This is a genomic window from Streptomyces griseorubiginosus (assembly GCF_036345115.1).
Taxonomy (GTDB): domain Bacteria; phylum Actinomycetota; class Actinomycetes; order Streptomycetales; family Streptomycetaceae; genus Streptomyces; species Streptomyces griseorubiginosus_C.
On record NZ_CP107766.1, the window covers coordinates 9,325,754 to 9,345,787 of the forward strand.

Annotated in this window: 18 protein-coding genes; 7 read left to right on the forward strand and 11 right to left on the reverse strand. The window is 71.2% G+C overall.

The genetic code is table 11. The annotated features are described in order from the left end of the window. Positions 1-26: 26 nt before the first annotated feature. The 4 genes from OHN19_RS41990 to OHN19_RS42005 are packed head-to-tail and all read left to right on the forward strand — an operon-like array spanning position 27 to position 3,469. Positions 27-794, forward strand: a complete 768-nt coding sequence (locus tag OHN19_RS41990; protein ID WP_330269258.1) for an enoyl-CoA hydratase family protein — start codon at positions 27-29, stop codon at positions 792-794. After that, positions 787-1,650 carry a CoA transferase subunit A gene (locus OHN19_RS41995; RefSeq protein ID WP_330269259.1) on the forward strand — a complete coding sequence of 288 codons (864 nt, stop codon included), beginning with the start codon at positions 787-789 and terminating at the stop codon, positions 1,648-1,650. The genes OHN19_RS41990 and OHN19_RS41995 overlap by 8 nt, the downstream gene beginning before the upstream one ends. Continuing rightward, on the forward strand, positions 1,647-2,417 hold the full coding sequence (locus tag OHN19_RS42000) for a CoA-transferase subunit beta (RefSeq protein WP_330269260.1): 771 nt from the start codon (positions 1,647-1,649) through the stop codon (positions 2,415-2,417). The genes OHN19_RS41995 and OHN19_RS42000 overlap by 4 nt, the downstream gene beginning before the upstream one ends. Further along, the gene (locus tag OHN19_RS42005) at positions 2,414-3,469 is read left to right on the forward strand and encodes an NAD(P)H-dependent flavin oxidoreductase (RefSeq protein ID WP_330269261.1); all 1,056 of its coding nucleotides are present in this window, start codon (positions 2,414-2,416) and stop codon (positions 3,467-3,469) included. Before OHN19_RS42000 ends, OHN19_RS42005 begins: the two co-directional genes overlap by 4 nt. A 26-nt stretch (positions 3,470-3,495) precedes the next feature. Here OHN19_RS42005 and OHN19_RS42010 read toward each other — a convergent pair whose 3' ends face one another. Genes OHN19_RS42010 through OHN19_RS42020 form a run of 3 tightly spaced genes read right to left on the reverse strand, consistent with a single transcriptional unit; the run spans position 3,496 to position 6,107 of the window. Continuing rightward, positions 3,496-4,653, reverse strand: a complete 1,158-nt coding sequence (locus OHN19_RS42010; RefSeq protein ID WP_330269262.1) for an acetyl-CoA C-acetyltransferase — start codon at positions 4,651-4,653, stop codon at positions 3,496-3,498. Between the two features lie 26 nt (positions 4,654-4,679). After that, positions 4,680-5,267, reverse strand: a complete 588-nt coding sequence (locus OHN19_RS42015) for a TetR/AcrR family transcriptional regulator (protein WP_330269843.1) — start codon at positions 5,265-5,267, stop codon at positions 4,680-4,682. Between the two features lie 51 nt (positions 5,268-5,318). Further along, complete coding sequence (locus OHN19_RS42020; protein WP_330269263.1) at positions 5,319-6,107, reverse strand: SDR family oxidoreductase; 789 nt, start codon at positions 6,105-6,107, stop codon at positions 5,319-5,321. 103 nt (positions 6,108-6,210) lie between these two features. Here OHN19_RS42020 and OHN19_RS42025 point away from each other — a divergent pair, with 103 nt between their 5' ends. Together OHN19_RS42025 and OHN19_RS42030 are read left to right on the forward strand one after the other, a co-directional pair. After that, positions 6,211-7,389 carry an acyl-CoA dehydrogenase family protein gene (locus OHN19_RS42025; RefSeq protein ID WP_330269264.1) on the forward strand — a complete coding sequence of 393 codons (1,179 nt, stop codon included), beginning with the start codon at positions 6,211-6,213 and terminating at the stop codon, positions 7,387-7,389. Further along, positions 7,389-8,372, forward strand: a complete 984-nt coding sequence (locus tag OHN19_RS42030) for an acyl-CoA dehydrogenase family protein (RefSeq protein ID WP_330269265.1) — start codon at positions 7,389-7,391, stop codon at positions 8,370-8,372. The genes OHN19_RS42025 and OHN19_RS42030 overlap by 1 nt, the downstream gene beginning before the upstream one ends. Positions 8,373-8,405: 33 nt before the next feature. On the opposite strand, the gene OHN19_RS42035 is transcribed toward OHN19_RS42030, so the two are convergent. Together OHN19_RS42035 and OHN19_RS42040 are read right to left on the reverse strand one after the other, a co-directional pair. Continuing rightward, positions 8,406-9,347: a hypothetical protein gene (locus OHN19_RS42035; protein ID WP_330269266.1), complete on the reverse strand. Its 942-nt coding sequence runs from the start codon at positions 9,345-9,347 to the stop codon at positions 8,406-8,408. 41 nt (positions 9,348-9,388) lie between these two features. Beyond that, positions 9,389-10,168 carry an MBL fold metallo-hydrolase gene (locus OHN19_RS42040; RefSeq protein ID WP_330269267.1) on the reverse strand — a complete coding sequence of 260 codons (780 nt, stop codon included), beginning with the start codon at positions 10,166-10,168 and terminating at the stop codon, positions 9,389-9,391. A 131-nt stretch (positions 10,169-10,299) separates the two neighbouring features. Between OHN19_RS42040 and OHN19_RS42045 the strand changes: the two genes are divergently transcribed. Then, positions 10,300-11,205 (forward strand): helix-turn-helix transcriptional regulator, encoded by a 906-nt coding sequence (locus OHN19_RS42045; RefSeq protein WP_330269268.1) that lies wholly within the window; start codon positions 10,300-10,302, stop codon positions 11,203-11,205. Positions 11,206-11,251: 46 nt separating this feature from the next. Here OHN19_RS42045 and OHN19_RS42050 read toward each other — a convergent pair whose 3' ends face one another. The 6 genes from OHN19_RS42050 to OHN19_RS42075 form a co-directional block, all read right to left on the reverse strand. Continuing rightward, positions 11,252-14,143, reverse strand: a complete 2,892-nt coding sequence (locus OHN19_RS42050) for a glycosyl hydrolase family 95 catalytic domain-containing protein (protein ID WP_330269269.1) — start codon at positions 14,141-14,143, stop codon at positions 11,252-11,254. A gap of 112 nt (positions 14,144-14,255) precedes the next feature. After that, on the reverse strand, positions 14,256-15,296 hold the full coding sequence (locus OHN19_RS42055; RefSeq protein WP_330269270.1) for an ABC transporter permease: 1,041 nt from the start codon (positions 15,294-15,296) through the stop codon (positions 14,256-14,258). Continuing rightward, positions 15,289-16,797 (reverse strand): sugar ABC transporter ATP-binding protein, encoded by a 1,509-nt coding sequence (locus OHN19_RS42060; RefSeq protein WP_330269271.1) that lies wholly within the window; start codon positions 16,795-16,797, stop codon positions 15,289-15,291. The genes OHN19_RS42055 and OHN19_RS42060 overlap by 8 nt, the downstream gene beginning before the upstream one ends. Before the next feature lie 20 nt (positions 16,798-16,817). Continuing rightward, positions 16,818-17,888, reverse strand: coding sequence for a sugar ABC transporter substrate-binding protein (locus tag OHN19_RS42065; protein ID WP_330269272.1), 1,071 nt, complete (start codon positions 17,886-17,888; stop codon positions 16,818-16,820). Positions 17,889-17,950: 62 nt separating this feature from the next. Beyond that, entirely contained in the window at positions 17,951-18,709 is a 759-nt protein-coding gene (locus OHN19_RS42070; RefSeq protein WP_330269273.1) for an SDR family oxidoreductase, read from the reverse strand. Beyond that, complete coding sequence (locus OHN19_RS42075) at positions 18,706-20,013, reverse strand: enolase C-terminal domain-like protein (protein ID WP_330269274.1); 1,308 nt, start codon at positions 20,011-20,013, stop codon at positions 18,706-18,708. The genes OHN19_RS42070 and OHN19_RS42075 overlap by 4 nt, the downstream gene beginning before the upstream one ends. Positions 20,014-20,034 lie beyond the last annotated feature (21 nt).

Below are 20,034 nucleotides of genomic sequence, written 5' to 3' on the forward strand. Positions count from 1 at the left end.
TTGGTGGAAAGGTAGCTGACTCGCTCATGGGTGTCTCCACCGCAGCCCCGGAAGAGGGCGTTTCCGTCGTCAATGTCGACTTCCCACCGGTCAACGCCCTTCCCGTGCAGGGCTGGTACGAACTCGCCGCCGCGGTGCGCGCAGCCGGAGCCGACCCCAAGGTGCGCTGTGTCGTCCTCACCGCCACCGGCCGCGGGTTCAACGCGGGCGCGGACATCAAGGAGATGCAGCGCACCGACGGCCACGCGGCCCTCATCGGCACCAACCGCGGCTGCTACGAGGCGTTCGCCGCGGTGTACGACTGCGAGGTCCCGGTCGTCGCCGCCGTGCACGGCTTCTGCCTCGGTGGCGGCATCGGCCTGGTCGGCAACGCGGACGCGATCGTGGCGAGCGAGGACGCGACCTTCGGACTGCCCGAACTGGACCGGGGCGCCCTCGGCGCCGCCACCCACCTGGCCCGGCTGGTGCCCCAGCACCTGATGCGGACCCTGTACTACACCTCGCGCACCGTCACCGCCGAGGAGCTGTACCGGCACGGCTCGGTCTGGCGGGTGGTGCCCCGTGAGCAACTGACCGAGGCGGCGCTTGAGTTGGCGCGGGAGATCGCGGCCAAGGACGGTCTGCTGATCCGCCTGGCCAAGGCGGCGATCAACGGCATCGACCCGGTGGACGTCCGCCGCAGCTACCGCTTCGAGCAGGGCTTCACCTTCGAGGCCAACCTCAGCGGCGTCTCCGACCGGTACCGCGACGCGTTCGTGGCGTCCACGTCGTCGGAGGGGAGCGCGAGTGAGTGACAAGACGATGACCGCCGAGGAGGCCGTGGGCCGCCTCCGCAGCGGCATGACCGTCGGCATCGGCGGCTGGGGATCGCGGCGCAAACCGATGGCCCTGGTCCGGGCGCTGCTGCGGACCGACGTCACCGACCTCACCGTCGTCTCCTACGGCGGTCCGGACGTCGGACTCCTCGCCGCCGCCGGAAGGATCCGCAAGCTCGTCGCCGCCTTCGCCACCCTCGACTCCATCCCCCTGGAGCCGCACTTCACCGCGGCCCGGCAGCGGGGGGACTTCGAACTGGTGGAGCTGGACGAGGCGATGGTCATGTGGGGCCTGACCGCGGCCGCGCAGCGACTGCCGTTCCTGCCGGTGCGGGCGGCGCTCGGCTCGGATGTGATGACGGTCAACCCCCGCCTGCGGACCGTCACTTCGCCCTACGACGACGGCGAGGAGTTCGTCGCCGTCCCGGCCCTGCGCCTGGACGCGGCCCTGGTCCACCTCAACCGGGCGGACACCCGGGGCAACGCCCAGTACCTGGGCCCCGACCCGTACTTCGACGACCTCTTCTGCCAGGCCGCCGACACCGCCTACGTCTCCTGCGAGCAGATCGTCGACACCGCCGACCTGCTCAAGGACGCCGCCCCGCAGACCCTGCTGGTCAAGCGGGCGTTCGTGACCGGTGTGGTACAGGCTCCGGGCGGGGCGCACTTCACCTCCTGCGCCCCCGACCACGACCGCGACGAGACCTTCCAGCGCGCCTACGCGCAGGCCGCCCGCGACCCGGAGACCTGGCGGGCCTTCACCGACCGCTTCCTGTCCGGCGACGAACAGGCGTACCGGGCGGCGGTCACGGCATTCCACGGGGAGCGGGCGTGAGCGCACCCACGACGAACGACACGACCCGCGCCGAGTACTGCGTGGTGGCCTGCGCGGAGGTCTGGCGGGACGCCGGCGAGGTCCTCGCGAGCCCCATGGGTACCGTCCCCACCCTCGGCGCCCGGCTGGCCAGGCTCACCTTCGCCCCCGACCTGCTCCTGACCGACGGAGAGGCGCTGCTCATCGGCGACACTCCCACCCTCGGCCGCCCACCCGAGGTGGTGGAGGGCTGGCTGCCCTACCGCCAGCACCTGGCCCTCGTCGCCACCGGCCGCCGGCACGTGATGATGGGCGCGAGCCAGATCGACCGCCACGGCAACCAGAACATCTCCTGCATCGGCGACTGGGCCCGCCCCAGGCGGCAGTTGCTGGGGGTGCGCGGTGCCCCCGTCAACACCCTGAACAACCCCACCAGTTACTGGGTCCCGAAGCATTCGCCCCGCGTCTTCGTCGAGCACGTCGACATGGTCAGCGGGGTCGGCTACGCCCGCGCCGCCGAGGCGGGCCCCTCGGCCACCCGCTACCACCGCATCCCCGAAGTCGTCAGCGACCTGGGCGTGTTCGACTTCGAGACCCCGGACCGCACCATGCGGCTGCGCTCCCTGCACCCCGGCGTCACCGTCGAACAGGTCCAGGAGGCCACCGGGTTCGCACTCGGCATCCCGGCCGAGGTGCCGTACACCCGCGAGCCCGAAGCCGACGAACTGCGGCTGATCCGCGAGGTGTTGGACCCCGGCAACGTGCGCTCACGTGAGGTCCCCGCATGAGTGAGGGCACGATCCCCACCGCGCTCACCGCACTCGTCGGCGTACGGCACCCGATCGTCCAGACCGGCATGGGCTGGGTGGCCGGACCCCGGCTGGTGAGCGCCGCGGCGAATGCCGGCGCGCTGGGCATCCTCGCCTCCGCCACCATGCCCCTGCCCCAACTGCGGGCGGCCATAAACGAGGTGAGGTCGCGTACGGACGCTCCGTTCGGGGTCAACCTCCGGGCGGATGCCTCTGACGCGGCCGACCGGGTGCGCGTCCTGATCGACGAGGGCGTGCGGGTGGCGTCCTTCGCGCTCGCGCCGAACCGGGAACTCATCGCGCGCCTCAAGGACGCCGGAGTGGTCGTCATCCCCTCGGTCGGCGCCCGGCGCCACGCCGAGAAGGTCGCCGGGTGGGGCGCCGACGCGGTGCTCGTACAGGGCGGCGAAGGGGGCGGCCACACGGGCAGCGTCGCCACCACCGTGCTGCTGCCCCAGGTCGTCGACGCCGTGGACATCCCGGTGATCGCGGCCGGCGGCTTCCGCGACGGCCGCGGCCTGGTCGCCGCACTCGCCTACGGCGCGGCCGGCATCGCCATGGGCACCCGCTTCCTGCTGACCTCCGACAGCACGGTCCCCGGCCCGGTCAAGGCCCGCTACCTGGCCGCGGGTGTGCAGGACATCACCGTCACCACCAAGGTCGACGGCCTGCCCCACCGAATGCTGCGCAGCGAACTCGTCGACACCCTGGAGCGTGCGGGCCGCACGCGAGCGCTGGTCCGCGCACTGCGGCACGCGTCCGCCTTCAAGCGGGAGTCCGGTATGACCTGGAGCGCCATGGTCCGCGACGGACTGGCGATGAAGCACGGCAAGGACCTGACCTGGAGCCAGGTCCTGCTGGCGGCCAACACACCCATGCTGCTGAAAGCGGCGATGGTGGACGGCCGCACGGACCTCGGCGTGATGGCCTCCGGGCAGGTCGCCGGCCTCATCGACGACCTGCCCTCGTGCGCCGAACTGGTGGACGGGATCATGGCGGAGGCTCTCGTGACACTGAAGCGTCTGCCCTGACCCACACGGAGTCGGCTGACGTACTGTCAGAGCCGTTCGATGATGGTGACGTTGGCCTGTCCGCCGCCCTCGCACATCGTCTGGAGGCCGAACCGCCCGCCGGTGCGCTCCAGTTCGTGCAGCAGCGTGACCATGAGCTTGGCCCCGGTGGCGCCCAGCGGATGACCCAGGGCGATCGCGCCCCCGTTCACGTTCACCTTCTCCGGATCGGCGCCGGTCTCCTTCAGCCAGGCCAGCACCACGGACGCGAACGCCTCGTTGATCTCGACGAGGTCGATGTCGTCGATGGTCATGCCGGCCCTCTTGAGGGCGTACGAGGTCGCCGGTATCGGCGCGGTGAGCATCCGGATCGGGTCCTCGCCGCGCACCGACAGGTGGTGGACCCGGGCCCGTGGGGTCAACCCGTGTTCCCGCACGGCCCGTTCGCTTGCCAGCAGCATCGCGGACGCGCCGTCGGACACCTGGGAGGAGACGGCCGCCGTCAGCTTGCCGCCCTCGATGACCGGCTTCAGGCCCGCCATCTTCTCCAGGCTCGTGTCGCGGCGCGGTCCCTCGTCCAGGGACACCTCGCCGTAGGGGACGAGTTCGCGGTCGAACCGGCCCTCGTCGATCGCGCGCAGCGCCCGCCGGTGGGAGCGCAGCGCGAACTCCTCCATGTCCTGGCGGGAGATGCCCCACTTGTCGGCGATCATCTCGGCGCCGACGAACTGGTTGACCGGCCGGTCGCCGTAGCGCGCCCGCCAGCCCTCCGAGCCCGCGAACGGCCCCTGGGTCAGACCGAGCGGCTCGGCGGCCTGCCGGGTGGCGAAGGCGATCGGGATCATCGACATGTTCTGCACACCGCCCGCGACCACCAGGTCCTGGGTGCCGGACAGCACGCCCTGCGCGGCGAAGTGCACGGCCTGCTGCGAGGAGCCGCACTGCCGGTCCACGGTGGTGCCCGGCACCTCCTCCGGCAGACCGGCCGCCAGCCAGCTGGTGCGGGCGATGTCACCGGCCTGCGGTCCGACGGCGTCCAGGCAGCCGAAGACGACGTCCTCGACGGCCGCCGGGTCGGCGCCCGACCGCTCCATCAGCGCCTTGAGCACATGTGCGCCCAGGTCGGCGGGGTGCACGGCGGCCAGTCCGCCGTTCCGCTTGCCGACGGGGGTACGGACCGCTTCGACGATGTATGCCTCGGCCATGGCCGCTCCTTGAGGGCTTCAGGGGATCATTCGCGCAGGTTGATGCCCTCCAGCACCATCGACAGGTACTGGCGGGCGATCTCCTCGGGGCTGTGCTGTCCGCCCGGCCGGTACCACGAGGCCGCGACCCACACGGTGTCGCGCAGGAAGCGGTACGTGAGCCGGATGTCGAGATCGGCACGGAAGGCCCGTTCGGCCACCCCGCGCTCCAGGGTGCTCAGCCACGCCTTCTCGAACTTCACCTGGGAGTCGGCCAGATAGGCGAAGCGCGGCTGGGTCTGCAGGATCCTGGCCTCCTTCTGGTAGATCGCGACCGCCGCGTGATGCCGGTCGATCTCCCGGAAGGACTCGGTGACGAGTGCCTCGATGGTCTCCCTGGGCCCCAGACCGCCGGCCAGGACGGCGTCGTAGCGCGCCCACAGGTCGGACAGGAAGGTGGAGAGGATCTCGTCGACCATCGACTCCTTGGAATCGAAGTGGTAGTACAGGCTGCCCGCGAGGATCCCCGCCGCGTCCGCGATCCTGCGGACGGTGGTGGCGCGGTAGCCCTGCGCGGCGAACACCTCGGCGGCGGTGGCGAGGAGCTCCTCACGGCGCTCGGGCCCGCCGCTCATCGCCGTCTTCTTACGGTCACTGTCACTGTTCGGCACCCGGTCATTGTCGCCTCACGCGTGCTGGCTGCTGACCGCGACGACCTCGCCCGTCATGTACGACGAGTAGCCGGACGCCAGGAAGACGACAACGTTGGCCACCTCCCACGGCTCGGCGTACCGTCCGAACGCCTCCCGGGCCGTCAACTCCGCCAGCAGCTCCGGAGTCGTCACCTTCACCAGATGGGGGTGCATGGCCAGACTCGGCGCCACCGCGTTGACCCGGACCCCGAACTCGGCGGCCTCCAGGGCGGCGCACCGGGTCAGCGCCATCACGCCCGCCTTCGCGGCCGCGTAGTGCGCCTGGCCCCGCTGCGCCCGCCAGCCGACGACGGAGGCGTTGTTGACGACGACTCCGCCTCGGCCCGCGGCCTTCATCCGCCGCAGCGCGGCGCGCGTGCAGCGGAAGGTGCCGTTGAGTGTCACGTCGAGCACCTTCGACCACTGCTCGTCGGTCATGTCCACGAGGTCGGCGGTACCCCCGAGCCCGGCATTGTTGACGACGACGTCGAGCCGCCCGTGGCGCTCCTCGGCGAGGTCGAACAGGGCGGCCACCTGGTCCTCGTCGGTGACGTCACAGGGCAGCGCGGCGACCCGCTCCGCCCCGAAGGCGTCGGAGAGTTCCGCCGCGCACTCCTTGAGCCGACGGGCGTGCGCATCCGATACGACGACGCTCGCACCCTCCTCCAGCAGCCTGCGCGCGGTCGCCCCGCCGATCCCGGCCCCGGCTGCCGCGGTCACGACGGCGCCGCGGCCGGCGAGGAGGTGGTGGCCGGGCACATAGGGCGGCGGGGAGGTGGTCACGGACGGGCCTCCTTGGACAGGCCGGCGGCGCGCTCGACTCTCGACGGCTGACGCCCCGTACGTTAACCTACCAAACACTTGTTAGGGAAGGAGCCGGAGCCTGATGGACCTCGACTTCTCGGCGGCCGAGGACGCCTTCCGGGCCGAGGCCCGCGCCTGGCTCGCCGCCCACGTACCCGAACAGCCCCTGCCCTCGCTGGAGACCGAGGAGGGCTTCGCCGCGCACCGGGCCTGGGAGCGCACCATGTCCGACGGCCGCTGGTCGGTGGTGTCATGGCCCGAGGAGTACGGCGGCCGGGGTGCTTTCGTGCTGGAGTGGCTGGTCTTCGAGGAGGAGTACTACGCGGCCGGCGCACCGGGCCGGGTCGGCCAGAACGGCATCAACCTGCTCGCCCCCACCCTCTTCGAGCACGGCACCCCCGAGCAGTGCGCCCGCGTCCTTCCGCCGATGGCCACCGGGGAGGTGATCTGGGCCCAGGCGTGGTCGGAACCCGAGGCCGGTTCGGACCTCGCCTCGCTCCGCTCCACCGCCCGACGCGCCGACGGGGGCTGGCTGCTGAACGGCCAGAAGACCTGGTCCTCCCGCGCCGCCTTCGCCGACCGCGCCTTCGGTCTCTTCCGCAGCGACCGGGACGGCCTGGACGAGGGCAAGCCCCACCGAGGCCTGACCTACCTGATGTTCCCCCTTCGCGCCGACGGCGTGACCGTACGCCCCGTCGGACGGCTCGACGGGAAACCCGCCTTCGCGGAACTCTTCCTCGACGACGTCTTCGTACCCGACGAGGACGTCATCGGTGCACCCGGCCAGGGCTGGCGGGTCGCGATGAGCACCGCCGGCAACGAACGCGGCCTCACCCTGCGCAGCCCCGGCCGCTTCACCGCGGCCGCCGACCGGCTCACCCGGCTGTGGCGGGACCGCGCCGACCCCGCCGACAGCGCACTGCGCGACCGGGTCGCCGACGCCGTGATCCGCGCCCGCGCCTACCGGTTGTTCACCTACGCCGGTGCCTCACGCCTCGCCGCCGGCGGCTCGATCGGCGCCGAGTCCAGCATGAACAAGGTGTACTGGTCCGAGCTGGACATCGCCCTGCACGAGACCGCGCTGGACCTCCTCGGCCCGTACGGCGAACTCGCCGACCACGCCGACGAGGCGCCCGCGCACGGCAGTTGGGCCGAAGGGCACACCTTCTCCCTGGCCGGACCGATCTACGCGGGCACCAACGAGATCCAGCGCGACATCATCGCCGAGCGGCTGCTCGGCCTGCCGAAGGGACGCCGGTGATGCGCTTCCTCCTCGACGACGAGCACAGGGAGTTCGCGCGATCGCTCGACGCCCTGCTGAGGGCGTCCGACACCCCGGCTGTCGTCAGGGCCTGGAGCACCGGCGACCACGGGCCCGGACGCGCCCTGTGGAGCCGTCTCGCGGAAGCCGGAGTGCTCGGGCTCGCCGTACCGGAGGAGTACGACGGCCTCGGTCTCCTGCCGGTCGAACTCACGGTGGCGTTCACGGAGTTGGGCCGCCACGCGGTACCCGGCCCGCTGGTCGAGACGGTGGCGGCGGCCGCACTGCTCGACCGGCTGGGTGACCGGCACGCGACCTGGCTCCGCGGGATGGCCTCCGGCAAGACCGTCGCGACCCTGTGCCCGCCCGCGGACGACACCCCCTACGCCCTGGACGCCGACATGGCCGACCTGGTCCTGGTCGTCACCGGCGACACGCTGCGGGTGGCCGAGTCCACCGGCCCCGTCCAGCCGTCCGCCGACCCGGCCCGCCGCCTGTCCCGGCCGACGGGCGGCACCGTCCTGGCCGAGGGACCGCACCTACGGCGTGCCGCCGCGTACGCCACCGACATCGGCACCCTGGCCACCGCGGCGCAGGCACTGGGCGTGGGCCGGGCGCTGCTCGACCGGACCGTGTCCCACGTACGCCAACGCCACCAGTTCGGACGGCCGATCGGCTCCTTCCAGGCGGTCAAGCACCGGCTCGCGGACGTACTGATCAGCCTCGAGTTCACCGAGCCGCTGATCCACGCCGCCGCCCTCTCGCTCGCGTCCGCGTCGGAGCACGCCGCCAGGGACATCGCCGCGGCGAAGGCCGCGGCCGGCGACACGGTCCACCTGGCGGCCCGCACGGCGCTGCAATGCCACGGCGCCATCGGCTACACGGACGAACTCGACCTGTCCCTGTGGATCCGCAAGGCCCAGGCTCTGCGCACCGCCTGGGGCACCCCGTCGGCCTGCCGGGCGCGCGTCCTCACCACCTGAGACGGAGCAGGGCGTGCGCCGGCCAGGTCCGTGTCAGCGGTCGAGGTGCGCGAGCAGCAGGTTGGGGTCCTCGTTCGTGAGGTACGCGGCGCTCGGGACGTACACCGTGCTGCCGTGGACCGCGACGGAGGTCGGGGTCTCCAGGCCGTCGGCTGCGGTGAGCACCGCGGTGTGGGTGCCGTCGGGGCGGACGAGGTCGACCTCGTTGTCGTCGCGGGCGGCGAGGAGGGTGTCGCCGTGGCCGGTGAAGGCGAAGTCGTCGATGGACGGCATGCCGGTGGCGCGGACCTGGATGCCGCCCGCGGTGCCGCGTGCGGTGATCGGAATGCGCAGGACCGTGCCCTGGTCGAGGTTGGTGGCCCAGACCGCCCCGTTGTGGAGCTTGAGTCCGTTGGCGCCGGCGAAGGTGCTGGGGTGGAGGGCTCCCCCGTGTGCCCAGACGGTCGCCTCGCCGCCGCGGGCGGGGAGGCGGTAGATGACGCCGTGGACGGAGTCGGTGACATAGAGCCTGTGCGTGTGCTGGTCGAGGGCGAGACCGTTGGGCAGCCCGTCGGCGGGAAGCGCGGCGATCCGGTGCGGGCGGCCACCGGGACGGACGGCCCAGACGCCGGTCAGGTCGGCGGTGCCGGTGGCGTAGGTGACGTAGAGGGTGCCGTCACCGGCGCGGGCGATGCCGCCGACGAACGCCTTGCCCAGGTTGGGGGTGCTCGCCTTCGCGGGCGCGGGTAGCGTGGCCATGACGTGCGGTCGTCCACCGGGAGCGATGCGGACGATCTGGCGGGCGAAGGAGAAGGTCAGATACGCCGATCCGGTGCGGTCGACGGTGATGTTCTCGGGTTGCTGCGATGCCGCCAGGCTGAAGTGGGCGGCGACACGCGGCTCGGAGAGCGGTTCGGTCGCCGCCGTGGCGCTTGTTGCGGCGGTCGACAGGGCCGCTGCCGCGGCGAGCGTGGTGATGGTGGTCCGGACGTGCATGGGGCGGTTCTCCTGTGGGGCGTCGGGGTTCCGGGCCGGGATCAGTCGGTGGCGGGGAACAGCGACCGGTTGGCGATGTCGATGATGAACGGGCCCACGTGGGAGGGGTATCGGTCCACGATGGCCTTCTTGTACGCGTCGCCGTCGTCGCCGAGCAGTTCGCGGGCGTCGTCCAGGTAGCGGCGGACGTCGGCGTAGACCTCGGGGCCGGTGGGGGCGCCGTGGCCGGCCAGGATCGTGTCGTAACCGCTCTCGGCGGCCAGCGCGTCGACGGCCCGCTGCCAGCCGGCGATGTCGTTGTTGCCCAGGTAGAGGTGGACGTCGTGGTAGACGAGGTCCTGGGCGATCAGGACGCCCTGCTCGGGCAGCTTGACGAGGAGCTCGTCGGCTGCCTCGCCGCCGGAGACGGCCTCGAAGACGAAGAGGACGCCGTCGATGACCTCGGTGCCCGGGACGAGGGCCACGCTCGGGGTGAACTCGCCGAGGGGAATGACCTGTCCCGTCGGCAGGTGGCTGTCGCCGCGGGCGATGATCTGCTCGGTCACCCGGGCCAGGGCGTGCACGGGGACGCCGAAGCGGGCGGCGCCGTTGTAGTGGTCCGGGTGGGCGTGGGTGACGATCAGCCGGTCCAGCGGCTTGCCGAGGCCCCTGGCGTACGCGACGGCCTCCTCGGCGTAGGCGGGAAGCAGCTGGGCGTCGATCGCGACGATCCGCGCCGGGGTCTCGATCAGCTGGGTGGTGGTGTGGAAGGTGTCGGCCGGCGACATGTAGCTGTGGATGCGGACCGCGCCCCTGTCGAGAACCGTGACCGTGCCGTTCATGGTGATGCTCCTTGCGGTGGTGGAGGCGGCCTTGAGCCGTCTTGATGTCCTCCACTCTTGTCGCAAAGACGCAGGCAGGCGAGATACGCTGAAGACCCGGCATGGTAGATCGAGGACATCTGGAGGGTCGGATGCCTGCGGTGGATCCCGAAGGCCCGGGCCCCTCGCAGCGGGGAGCCATCCCCCGGCTCGACTTCAACCCACCGCACGAACGCGTTCCGGGCCTGGAGATCGTCGACCTGGCGACCCTGCACGAGCGGCGCAGGCGGCGGGGCAGCCGGGCCGACCAGGTCCACCGGGTCGACTTCCACACCCTCACGCTGATCACGGAGGGCAGCGCCGAGCACGCGGTCGACTTCGTGACCTACCCCTGCCGCCCCGGCACCCTGCTGTGGATCCGCCCCGGCCAGGTGCAGCGGTTCGTGCGGGCGGGCACCGCCGACGGCACCCAGCTCCTCTTCACACCGGCCTTCCCGCCCCACACCAGCAGTGCCGACCGGCTGGTGAAGGAGTGGTACGGGCCTGCCTGCCGGCAGTTGGGTGCGCGCCCCGAGTACGCCGTCCTGTCGACCCTGCTCGGTCAGATGCGAGCCGAGTACGACCGTCCCGAGGGGACCGCGTCGGCGGAGATCCTCCAACTCCTGCTGGCCACCGTGCTGTTGCAGATCGACCGGCTGCCCCGTCCCGACGGCGGCGGCGACCCGCACGCGGGCGGCGAGGTGTACGCGCGCTTCCGCGCCGAACTGGAGCGGGGGTACGCCACCACCCGCCGCGCCGCCGACTACGCCCACCGTCTCGGATACACCGTCAAGACCCTCACACGCGCCTGTGTCGCCGCCACCGGGCAACCCGTGAAGCACGTCATCGACGCCCGGGTGGCTCTCGAGGCGCAGCGCCTGCTCGCCCACACCGACGAGCCGGTGGCGACGATCGCCCGCCGACTGGGATTCGTCGAACCCACCAACTTCGGAAAGTTCTTCACCCGCCACACCGGTACGACCCCGGGCACGTTCCGCCAGACCCATCAGGGTGGATAGGGCCGCCAGGTCACGGCTTCGACCGGTCGTGCGACTGCGCCTGCCGTCACACGCCGACGATCTGCCACTCCTGGCTCGTCCCGGACCCGACGGGCCACTGGATGACCCGGGCGCCGTCCGCCGTCGAGCCGCCGTCGACGTCCGCACACCAGGTGCCGTTGCGGACGTTGACGAGGCGGTGGAAGCCGTCGCCCGCGTCGACGAGCCGCCACCACTGGTTGTCGCTGCCCGCGTCCGGCCACTGGATGAGCTGGGCGCCCTGGGCACCGCCACCGGGACTGTCGAGGACCTTGCCACTGTGCCGTGCCCGCAGGCGGAAGGAGCCGTCGGCGTTGGGCAGGAACTGCCACTGCTGGTTGGTGGCACCGGACGGCGCGAACTGGATGACCTTCGCGCCGTCGGCAGTGCCTCCCGCCGCGACGTCGAGGGCCTTGCCGCTGCGCCGATCGACCAGCCGGAACCAGCCGCTGAGCAGGGAGACCGTGATGTCCGTGCGCTCTCCGGCGACCAGGGACACCTTGCGGGCGTGGGTGCCCAGGGGCGAGGCGGCGGCGGACGCGGTCGTGGTCACGGCCGTCATGCCCCGGCGGCTGATGAGGGTGACGGTCTGGTCGACCGCCGAGGTGACGGAGAGGGTGGCGGTGCGGGCGGTCAGGTCCCAGGCGAAGGTGTGGATCCGGATCCGGCCGCGGGCGCGTACGCCGGTGATGGAGCCCTTGGTGAGCTGGTCGGGCAGGGCCGGCAGGATCTCCAGCACCCCTGGCCGGGAGTAGATCAGTGCCTCCGCGAGCACACCCGGCAAGGCGTGCGCGGCGTCCGCGTTGTAGATGTCGAGGTCGGGATTGTGCGAGGTCATCAGCGACTTGAAGACCATGTTGTTCCCGATGATCTTCTTGAGGTTGTCGTAGACCTTGCCGCCGTCCTTCAGCCGGGCGCCGGCCAGAGCGCGGTGGAGGCTGCCGTGGGCCGAGATGTTCTGGTCGCCGCGCTTCTCCAGGGCCTTGAGTGCCGGGCGGACGAGCGCGGGCTTCTCCTCGGGGTTGATCTCGTGCAACGGCCAGGCACCGTACAGGTGCTGGATGTGCCGGTGGTCGTAGTGGTCGGTCAGGGTGGGCCATGACCATTCGGCGAGCGCGCTGTCGCTGTTGACGCGGTAGTCGGGCAGCTTGGCCAGCAGCGCCGTCCAGCGGGCCACGCCCTGACCGCTGCCCTGCTCGACGCCCAGGGCGTCGGCGGCGTCGACGGCGGCCTGGAGAGCGTGCCTGCCCGCCATGATGTCGCCGGTGGCGTTGACCGACAGGCACACTCCGGTGTTGCCGGGCGCGTTCTCCATGGAGAACGACGGCACGAAGACGGCCTTGCCGTTCGCGTCGGTGCGGGTGAGGAAGTCCTCGTAGAACAGGGCTAGTTCCATGAGGGCCGGGGCGAGCTCGGTGGCGTAGAAGGTGCTGTCGCCGGTGACCTCGTAGTACTCCAGCATCGGGTACAGCAGCCAGTCGGCGCCGCCGGTCCAGCACTGGCCCGGGAAGGAGCTGTTGTCGAAGTGCAGCATGTGGCCGTACTCGCCGTCGGTCCGGGACGGGGCGAGGAAGCCGCGGGCGCCGTAGAGGTTGCCGGCGTTGGTGCGCCAGTCGGCGAGTTGTCCGAGGATCAGGTCGAAGTAGCCCCGCATCACCTCGGCGGTGTCGAGGATGTTGGCGCCGGCGACCTGGAGGTTGATGTTGGCGTCGGTGGTGAAGTCGTCGGCCCAGGCGCCGTTCCAGGAACCCGTCCAGATGCCGGTGAGGCGGGGCGGCAGGACTCCGCTGGAGCTGATGAAGAGGTAGCGGCCGGAGTCGTACAGGCGCTCCAGCAGGGCGAGGTCGATGACGCCCCGGTTCGCGTTCTGGCGGGCGATGAGCTCGCTGACGGAGAGCCTGCGGTCGGCGTCCGAGACGTTCAGGTCGAGGCGGGAGCGGTCGTACAACTCGGTGTGGATCGCGGTGTGCGCCGAGCGCAGAGCGGCGTAGTCCGTGCCGATCGTGGCCAGTTGGGCGTGCAGCGGCTCGGAGTTCCAGGCGGTGGCGGACTCGTAGCGGTCCAGCTTGGTCAGCAGGATCACCCGGGTCGCCCTGGCCACGACGATCGTGGAGCCGCTGACGGTGACCGAGGAGCCCGCCCCTGTCGCCACGACCCGCGTGACGCCCTCGTAGCCGAAGGCGCCCTGTCCCGTGGGGTAGGTGCCGCGCAGGTTCAGGTAGCCGTCGCCGTTGCTCGAAGTGGCGCGGGTGGTGAAACCGACGCCGCTGGGCACGCCGTCGAGCGCGGTGTTGACACTGAGCGTGGTGTCGACCGTACGGCCGGGTGCGGGGGTGAGTTCATGGACGATCACGTGGTCGGCTCTGGAGACGAACGCGCGGCGCGTCCAGGTGCCGTACTGGTCGGTCCAGCTGGAGGCGACCTCCCCGGTGCGGAAGTCGGTGGTGCGGCCGTAGTCGTCGACCGTGGTCGTGCCCGGGGTGCTGAGGCGCAGTTCGTATGCGGGGTGGTAGGTCTGTGTCCAGCGCAGTGCCCATCCCGAGGCGAAGTCGCTGTTGGCGCCGGCGTAGTTCCCGGCCAGTGCCTTGTCGCGTACGCCGTCGAGGCGGCCGGAGAGCACGGGCGGCTTGACCGTGCGGGTGCCGTTCGGCAGCACGAGCCGGTGGAAGTTGAGGACCACCTTCTCCAGGGTCGGCGCCCCGTGCAGGACGGCGCCGTACTCACCGTTGCCGGTGAGGAAGCCGTCGGTCCAGGCGGCGGCGGGGGAGGTGTCGTGGATGCCGCGGTCGGGGAGTGCGATCTGAGGCGGTACGGCGGCCTCGGCCTCCCCCGCGAGGAGGCCGCCGGGGAGGGCGGCCGCTCCGGTGGTGATCGCGGTGGCGGTCAGGAAGCGTCGGCGGTCCATGGAGGGGTCTTTCACGCAAATTCCTACGTCTGCTGGGGATGGTGCGGAGTGCGCCGTGCGCAGGTGTGCCGGTGGTGGCCGGGCGGAGAGGGGGGAGGCGACCCGGGGAGTCGGTCGCCTCCACCGGCTAGTCCTGGACCTTGCCCCCGGTCACCCGGGAGAGTGCCAGCGCGATCAGGATGATGGCACCGTTGAGCGCGCCGATCCACTGCGCGGGAACGCCGCCGAGGGTGAGGACGTTCTGGATCAGGAAGAGCAGCAGGATGCCGGTGAAGGCGCCGAACATCGTGCCCTTGCCGCCGTTGAGGCTGATCCCGCCGATGACGGCCGCGGCGAACACCGTGAAGATGTAGCCGTTGCCCTGCGCGGAGGCCACCGAGGCCAGCCGCCCCGAGAGCATCAGACCGCTGAGCGCCGCCAGCAGGCTCGCGCTGACGATCACGATCCACAGCACCCGGTCGGTGCGGATGCCGGCCGCCTTCGCCGCGTCGACGTTGCCGCCGATGGCGTACAGGGAGCGGCCGAAGCTGGTGAAGCCGAGCACCACGATCCCGACGGCGAACAGGATCAGGCAGACCCACACCGAGGCGGGCATGCCGAACCACTCCGCGGTGCCGATGTACAGCATCGACGACGGCAGCTGGAAGAAGGTCTGACCGCCGGAGATACCGGTGAGGATGCCGCGCAGCACGATCAGCATGCCCAGGGTCACGATGAAGCCGTTGAGGCCGAACCGGATGATGAACAGCGCGTTCACCGCGCCGATCAGCAGGCCCACGGCGAGCGTGACCGGCACCGACCAGGCGCCCGGGAGCAGCCCCAGGCCGTGCGTGGCGCCCGCCGGGACCGTGAGCCAGGCGGCGACTCCGGGGGCCAGACCGACCGTGGACTCCAGGGACAGGTCCATCTTCTTGACGATCAGCACCAGTGTCTGCGCCAGGACCAGGACCGCGATCTCGGACATGGTCTGCAGGACGTTGATGAGGTTGTCGGCCTGGAGGAACACCGGGTTGACGATCTGGCCGACGATCGCGATGACGACGATCGCGGGAATGAGGGCCAGGTCGCGCAGCCGGGCGAAGGCGATCCTGCGCCCTCCGGCCTTCCGGGCGGCCGGCTGTTCGTCGGGCGGGGTCTTCGCGGTGGTCGCGGCCGCTGTCTCAGACATCGAGGTCCACTCCTTCCATCGCGGCCACCAGCTCGTGGTCGTGCCAGCCGCTCGGCTTCTCGGCGACCACGCGGCCCTGGAACATCACCAGGACCCGGTCGCACATCCGCAGGTCGTCGAGTTCGTCGGAGGCGATGAGCACCCCGGTGCCGGACTCGGCGGTCTCCTCGACCTTGCCGAGGAGGAACTCCTTGGACCGCACGTCGACGCCGGCGGTCGGGTTGATGAGCACCAGCACCTTGGGGTCACTGGCGAGAGCGCGGGCCATGACGACCTTCTGCTGGTTGCCTCCGGAGAGCCCGGCGACCTCCAGCTCGGGGCCCGGTGTCTTGATCGCCAGGTTCTCGATCATTTCCTCGGCCAGTCGGTCGCGGCGACGCCGGTCGATGAAGCCGGGCGGGCCGAGCCGTTCCGGGATGGTCAGGGTGCCGTTGTCCGCGATGGACATCCCGGGGACATAGCCCTGGTGGTGGCGGTCCTGCGGGACGAATCCCACGCCGGCCCGGAGAGCCGCGGGGACGCTGCCCGGCCGGGGCCGGGCTCCCGCGATCTCCACCGTGCCGGAACCGGCGGCGCGCAGGCCCACCACGGTCTCCGCGAGCTCGGTGCGGCCACTGCTCGCGGCGCCGGCCAGACCGACGATCTCGCCGCCGCGGACCGCGAACGACACGTCGTCGTAGGCGCCGTCCAGGGAGGCGCCGCCGACCTTGAGCACCTCCGGGACCCCGGTCTCCAACGCGCCGCGGCGCCTCCCGACGCTCTCTGCCGCCGCGTCGCCCGTCATGGCGGCCACGAGTTCGGAGCGGGGCAGGTCCGTGACGGACGCGGTGAGGATGTGCCGGGCGTCCCGGAACACCGTCACCGTGTCGCAGATCTCGTAGATCTCCTGGAGGTGGTGGCTGATGAACAGGAAGGTGACGCCCTGTTCCTGGAGGTCCTTGATCCGGCCGAACAGGCGGTTGATGGCCGCCGCGTCCAGCTGCGCGGTGGGCTCGTCGAGGACGATGAACCGGGCCCCGAAGGACAGCGCCCGGGCGATCTCCACGAACTGCCGCTGCTCGACGTCGAGTTCACCGGCCGCCGTCCGTACGTCCACGTCGACCGACCAGGTCCGCAGCAGCTCCTCGGCCTTGCGGCGGAGCGTGCGCCAGCTGATCAGGCCGCTCCGGCCGCGGTCGTGGCGGTTGAGGAAGAGGTTCTCCGCCACCGTCAGTTCGGGGATGATCGTGGACTTCTGGTAGACGCAGGCCACCCGCTGCCGCCAGGCGTCCCGGTCGGCGAGCCGGGGAGCCGGCTCGCCGGCGAAGGTCACCGTGCCCGTGTCGGGTGCCTGGAGGCCGGTGAGGACCGAGACCAGGGTCGACTTCCCCGCGCCGTTGCGTCCCACCAGCGCGTGCGTCTGCCCGGGTGCGATCGTGATCCGGGCGTCGCTGAGCGCGACCGTGGATCCGAACCGCTTCGTGATCCCCGCCGCCTCGGCGACGGGCGGAGCAGTAACCATGTCTGCGTGTCGCCTTCCGGTCAGCCGAGGTTGTTGCCCCAGAGGGACTTGTCGTCGCTCTTGATGCTGCTGACGCCGCCGTAGGTGCCGCCGTCGGCGGTGACGAGCGGGGCGGACAGCTGGTCCTCCAGGAGTCCGTCGCGGACCTGGATGATGGTGCTGTCGTGGTCGGTCCTGCCGGGCTTGAACGTCTTGCCGTCGATCGCCGCCTTCAGGTAGTAGAGGGCGTACTTGGCGTAGAGGTCGGCCGGCTGGGAGACGGTGGCGTCGATCTGGCCGGCCGCGATGTCCTTGAGTTCCTCGGGGATGCCGTCGTTGGACACGATGAAGACGTGCTTCTTGTCCTTCGGGTCGACCAGCAGGCCCTTCTGCTTGAGCACCTGGAGCGTGCCCGAGAGCGCGAAGCTGGACTGCATGTAGACGCCCTTGATGTCCGGGTTGGCCGTCAGGTCTGTCTGGAGCTTCTGCGCGGCGACGGCCCCGTCCCAGTTGGTGGCCTCGCCGAAGACCTTGATGCCGGGATAGTTCTTCTTCATGCAGTCGTTGAACGCCTCGGTGCGGTCACGGCCATTGATCGAGGAGAGGTCGCCCTGGAGCATGACGACCTTGCCCTTGCCGCCGAGCTTGGTGCCGAGGAACTGGCAGGCCTTCTCGCCGTACGCGCGGTTGTCGGCGCGTACCACCATGTAGACCTTGCCGGTGTCGGGGCGGGTGTCCACGGTGACGACCGGGATCTTCTTCGCCTCCATCTGCGCCAGCGTGGGCGCGATGGCCGCGGTGTCCTGCGGGGCCATCGCCACCCCCTTGACGCCCTGGCTGATGAAGGTCTGGGCGTTCGCGGTCAGCTTGGCCACGTCGTTCTGCGAGTTGGTGGTCTTCAGGTCGAGGCCCAGCTCTTTGCCGTACTGGGGCGTGTACTTGATGTACGAGTTCCAGAAGTCGGTGTCGGAGCGGGGGTAGTCGACACCCACGACGGGCTTCCCGTCGCCGGCGCCGGCCGACGTGCTGGAGCTCTGGCAGGCGGTGAGGGCGGAGACGGTGAGGACGGCGAGTGCGCCGAAACAGGCGTACCGGGTGTGTCTGAGCGTCATTGCTCTTCTCCTTGGTGCGGGTGAGCCTGGAAGGGAACGGATGTTTCCGGGTGTTCTCGCGGTCAGCCCCGCGGGCGGATCCGCAGTCCTTGCATCCCGCCGTCCACGGCGAGATCGGTACCGGTGGTGGAGGCGGCGAGCGGGCTCGCGAGATGGGCGACGGCCGCGGCCACCTCCTCGGCGGTGACCAGACGTCCCATGGGCTGGCGGGCGTTGAGAGCGGCGCGTTCGGCCTCCGGGTCGGCGGCGCGCTCCAGCAGCCTGCCGACCCACGGGGTGTCGACCGTCCCGGGGTTGACGCAGTTGACGCGGATGCCGTCGTGCACGAGGTCGGCGGCGGTCGCCCGGGTGAGAGCGAGGACGGCGCCCTTGGTCGCGGAGTACAGGGCCCGCTGGGGCAGCCCGGCGGTCGCCGCGATCGAGCAGGTGTTGACGACGGCCGCGTGGCCTGAGCGGCGCAGATGAGGCAGTGCGGCGCGGGTCACCCGCACGATCCCGAGGACGTTGACGTCGAAGACGTGGTGCCATTCGGCGTCGGAGTTGTCCTCGATGGTGCCCTGGGCACCGATCCCGGCGTTGTTGACCAGGATGTCGATGCCGCCGAGCACCCGCGCGGCCTCCTCGACGGCCGACCGCACCTCGGTGTCGTCGGTCACGTCGGCCCGGATGCCGACCAGTGGTGCGGGCACCTCGTCCGGCGCGAGGTCGAGGCACGCGACCCGGGCTCCCCGGGCGGCGAGCAGCCGGGCGGTGGCCAGGCCGATGCCGGACGCGCCGCCGGTGACGACCGCCGTCAGGCCGGAGAGTTCGGATCCGCTCACGCGGTGGTCGCCTCCTGCCAGACGGGCCCGTCCGGGAACCGGTGGGCGGTGACCGAGTCGGCGTGGAGCTCCGCGCTGATGCCGGGCGCGGTGGGGGCGAGGTAGCGGCCGTCCCGGATGCGCACCGGGTCGGTGAAGTGCTCGTGCAGATGGTCGACGTACTCGATCACACGGTCCTCGGTGGTGCCGCTGACGGCCACGTAGTCGAACATCGCCAGGTGCTGCACCATCTCGCACAGGCCGACCCCGCCGGCGTGCGGGCAGACCGGGACGCCGAACTTGGCGGCCAGCAGCAGGATGGCGACGTTCTCGGTGACGCCGGCGGTGCGACTGGCGTCCATCTGGAGGATGTCGAGCGCCCCGGCCTGCAGGAGCTGCTTGAACATCACCTGGTTGTGGGTGTGTTCACCGGTGGCGACCTTGATCGGTGCCAGCGCCTCGCGGACGGCGGCGTGGCCGAGGATGTCGTCGGGGGAGGTGGGCTCCTCGATCCAGTAGGGGTCGTAGGGAGCGAGCGAGCGCATCCAGTCGATCGCCGTCCGGACTCCCCAGGCCTGGTTGGCGTCGACGGCGATCCGGATGTCCGGGCCGACCGCCTCACGGGCCAGTCGCAGCCTGCGGACATCGGCCTCGCGGTCGGCGCCGACCTTCAGCTTGATCTGGGAGAAGCCGTCGGCGACCGCCTCCTTGGACAGCCGTACCAGCTTCTCGTCGTCGTAACCGAGCCAGCCGGGCGTCGTGGTGTACGCGGGGTAGCCGGAGGCCAGCAGGTGGGCGGTGCGTTCGGCGCGGCCGGGCTCGGCACGGCGCAGGATGTCCAGCGCCTCGTCGCGGGTCAGCGCGTCCTCCAGGTAGCGGAAGTCGACCAGGTCGACCAGCTGTTCGGGGGACAGCTCGGACAGCAGACGCCAGACGGGCTTGCCGGTACGGCGGCCGTACAGGTCCCACACGGCGTTGACGATCGCCGCGGCGGCCATGTGGATGGCGCCCTTCTCCGGTCCCAGCCAGCGCAGTTGACTGTCGCCGGTCAGCCGCCGGGAGAAGGCGCCGAGGTCGCCGAGGACCTCTTCCACCGGCAGACCGACCACCAGGGGAGCCAGCGCGCGGACGGCGGCGACCTCCACGTCGTTGCCGCGTCCCACCGTGAAGGCGAGCCCGTGTCCCTCGTCGCCGCCGCTCGTACGGACCGTCACATAGGCGGCCGAGTAGTCGGGTTCGGGGTTCATGGCGTCGGAACCGTCGAGGTGGAGCGAGGTCGGGAACCGGACGTCCACCGCTTCGACGGAGCTGATCAGTTCAGTCATGGTGCCCGGCCGTCCAGGCCC